The sequence below is a fragment of the Luteibacter sp. genome, from assembly GCF_051958795.1.
Classification (GTDB): domain Bacteria; phylum Pseudomonadota; class Gammaproteobacteria; order Xanthomonadales; family Rhodanobacteraceae; genus Luteibacter.
The window spans coordinates 1-2488 of the sequence record NZ_JBQCFT010000322.1 but is presented as its reverse complement, the minus strand read 5'-3'; the positions used below and the strand labels follow the sequence as shown (position 1 = coordinate 2488).

The 2488-nt window shown below is 71.9% G+C and carries 2 protein-coding genes; both read left to right on the top strand.

Features of this window, described 5'->3' with window-relative positions; translation table 11 throughout:
* Positions 1-176: 176 nt before the first annotated feature.
* Positions 177-1853: a dihydroxyacetone kinase family protein gene (locus ACTHLF_RS16660; RefSeq protein ID WP_440328695.1), complete on the top strand. Its 1677-nt coding sequence runs from the start codon at positions 177-179 to the stop codon at positions 1851-1853.
* A 112-nt stretch (positions 1854-1965) separates the two neighbouring features.
* Entirely contained in the window at positions 1966-2256 is a 291-nt protein-coding gene (locus tag ACTHLF_RS16655) for a hypothetical protein (protein WP_440328693.1), read from the top strand.
* Positions 2257-2488: the final 232 nt, after the last annotated feature.

Below are 2488 nucleotides of genomic sequence, written 5' to 3'. Positions count from 1 at the left end.
GCTTTTTGCTATCCCCCCCCCCCGGGGGGCCCGCTCGGCGGGGTCGGGGGGCGCCCCCCCCGCCCCCGCCGGCCCACCCCCGGCCCCAACAACGGCGGCGGGCCTGTAGCGTCGGCGCCTTGGGCGGGCTTATGCTCGGTGGAGCCTCTCTCCCCTGTGTAAAGGCCCCGTTTCCCATGAAGAAGATCATCAACGATCCGCGCCATGTCGTCCGTGAAATGCTCGAGGGCGCGGTAGCCCGCTCGCCCGGGCAGGCACTGCTTTCGAACCAGAACGTCGTCGTGCGCAAACGGCACGATGGGCATGCCAGCGTCGCGATTCTTTCCGGTGGTGGCAGTGGGCATGAACCGGCGCATGCGGGTTATGTCGGCGAAGGCCTGCTTGCGGCGGCGATCGCGGGTGATGTCTTTACCTCGCCGAGCGTCGACGCGGTGCTTGCCGCCATCCGTGCCGTCGGTGGAAGCGCGGGTGCGGTGCTGGTCGTGAAGAATTACACTGGCGACCGGCTCAATTTCGGTCTCGCCGCCGAGATGGCGCGCAGCGAGGGCATCCCGGTTGAGATCGTTACGGTCGCCGACGACGTCGCCCTGCGCGATACCGTGGCGCCCGACCGCCGCCGTGGTATCGCGGGCACCGTGCTGGTGCACAAGGTGGTGGGCGCGGCCGCCGCCGCGGGCAAGTCGGTCGTGGACGTGGCGGAACTTGGCCGCCGTGCCGCGGCGGGCCTTGGCTCGATGGGCGTGGCCCTCGGCTCGTGCACCGTACCGGCCGCCGGTCATCCCGGCTTCGAGCTGGGCGACGACGAAGTTGAATATGGCCTGGGCATCCATGGCGAACCCGGCGTCCGCAAGGGGCCGATCGCCCCGGCGGACGGCCTCGCCAGCACCATCCTTTCCAGCATCATCGAGGACCTGGGCCTGGCCAGCGGCCAGCGCGTGGCCCTGCTGGTCAACGGGCTGGGCGCTACCCCTCCCATGGAACTGGACATCCTGTTGCGCGGGGCGCTGAACCACCTGCGCGGCCGTGGCATCGAGGTCGTCCGCGCCTGGTGCGGCAACTTCCTCACCGCGCTCGACATGCCGGGAGCGTCGCTTTCCCTGCTCAAGGTGGATGAGGAACTGCTCGCCCTGCTGGATGCCCCGGCCCACGCGCCGGCCTGGCCCGGTGGCGGCTTGCTGAACGATGCGCCGATCAGGGACGTGCCCGCCGCACCCGGCGAGGCGACCGTGACCGGCTCGCCCACCCCCGCGGGCGACGCCGTGCGCCGCGCTGCCCATGCCGCGGCGGAGGCCCTGATCAAGGCCGAGCATGAGCTCACCGACCTCGATGCCAGGGCCGGCGATGGCGACCTCGGCGCCAGCCTGCGCCGCGGCGCCGAAGCGGTGCTGACCCTGCCCGACCACGCCTGGCATACCCCGGAGAGCGCCCTGCGCCACATGGCCGATGCCATGCGCCAGGCCATCGGCGGCAGCTCGGGGCCGTTCTACGCCACGGGCCTGATGCGTGCCGCCCGCGAGCTCAACGGCGTGGCCGAGCCGACACCCCGGCAATGGCACGCGGCGCTGGTCGCGGCCGCCGACGCCATCGCCAACCTGGGCGGCGCGAAACCCGGCGATCGCACGATGCTGGATGCGCTCTACCCCGCCGCCGATGCGTACAAGGCCGCGCTGGATGCCAACATGGCGCCCTTCGAGGCGCTGGAAGCGCTGCATCTGGCGGCCACGCGCGGCGCCGAGGAAACCGCCACGCTGAAGGCCCGCGCAGGCCGCGCTGCGTACCTGGGCGACCGCGCCTTGGGCATCGCCGACGGCGGTGCCGTGGCCGTCGCCATCTGGATGGGCGCCCTGCGCTAAAACCGTTCGTTTCCGAAACAATCCTTGCGTTCTGGAAAGACCCGAACGCCCGCGCCCCGGACGATATGCGTGCCGGCCATCCCGGCCTGCACTCATCTTTAAAGGGCACATCATGAAAGCGAATGCGTTTCTTGCGGGCGCGCTGTTTGGCGCGGTCATCTCGGTCGGCTGCGCCGTCGTAGCCCAGGAGGCGCCGTTTGTCGACATCGGCCAGCGCCACGGCAACCTGCGTGCGGCGCAGGAGAATATCGTCTCCGCCTGGCAGGCGATCAGCCGGGGCCAGCAGGCCAATGACGATCAGCTCGGCGGCCATGCCCAGCGTGCGAAGGACCTGCTGAGCCAGGCCAATGTGGAAGTCCGCCTGGCGGCGGATGTGGCGAACCAGCACGGCCGTAACTGGTGATGTGATGGCGTCGGGCGCGCCACGTAGTCCACCCCTTGTGGGAGCGCGCGGGCGCCCGGGGGGGCGGGGGGGGCGCGACCGCCCCCGCCCCCGCCCGCCCCCAAGCGGCCAACCCGCCGCCCCCCCGCGTTGGGGGGCGGCGGGGGGCGCGCGCCGTTTACCCCCCCAACCGCCCGGGCCCCACCGCGCGCCCCCACAAGGGGTGGACTACGTGGCGCGCCCGACGCCATCA

Coding starts and splice junctions, on each gene's coding strand:
- ACTHLF_RS16660 (WP_440328695.1), top strand. CDS start 177: ATGAAGAAGATCATCAACGATCCGCGCCATGTCGTCCGTGAAATGCTC.
- ACTHLF_RS16655 (WP_440328693.1), top strand. CDS start 1,966: ATGAAAGCGAATGCGTTTCTTGCGGGCGCGCTGTTTGGCGCGGTCATC.